Origin of the sequence: Bacillus sp. SIMBA_154 (assembly GCF_046536015.1) — a bacterium.
In the GTDB taxonomy this organism is placed as follows: Bacteria; Bacillota; Bacilli; order Bacillales; family Bacillaceae; genus Bacillus; species Bacillus pumilus_P.
The window spans coordinates 1-228 of sequence record NZ_JAWJBV010000778.1 but is presented as its reverse complement, the minus strand read 5'-3'; the positions used below and the strand labels follow the sequence as shown (position 1 = coordinate 228).

Annotated in this window: 1 protein-coding gene; it reads right to left on the bottom strand. The window is 45.2% G+C overall.

Going from position 1 to position 228, the window contains the following annotated elements; genetic code table 11:
* Positions 1 to 219 (bottom strand): DUF2989 domain-containing protein (locus R0K30_RS24010; protein WP_410613597.1); only part of this gene is annotated, 219 nt, incomplete at its 3' end.
* Between the last annotated feature and the right edge of the window lie 9 nt (positions 220 to 228).

Sequence of the window (228 nt, the reverse complement as noted above, 5' to 3'; positions counted from 1 at the left end):
CAATCGAAGTGCACTGTACAGAAGCTCAAAGGTTTTTTGTGAGTCTTTCTTAGTGTAATAGGTGGCTAGCGCTAGTTTAAGCTCAGGCGTTTCCATTTTCTTGGTGCCTTCTAACGCCAACAGCTTGTCCAGTGCACCTTGGTCGCTTCGGTTAGCCCAATGCCAGTATAACCATAGAGGGTGTTCGGAATCAGTGGTTTCGTCAGCAAGTTTCTCTATATTTTTTCG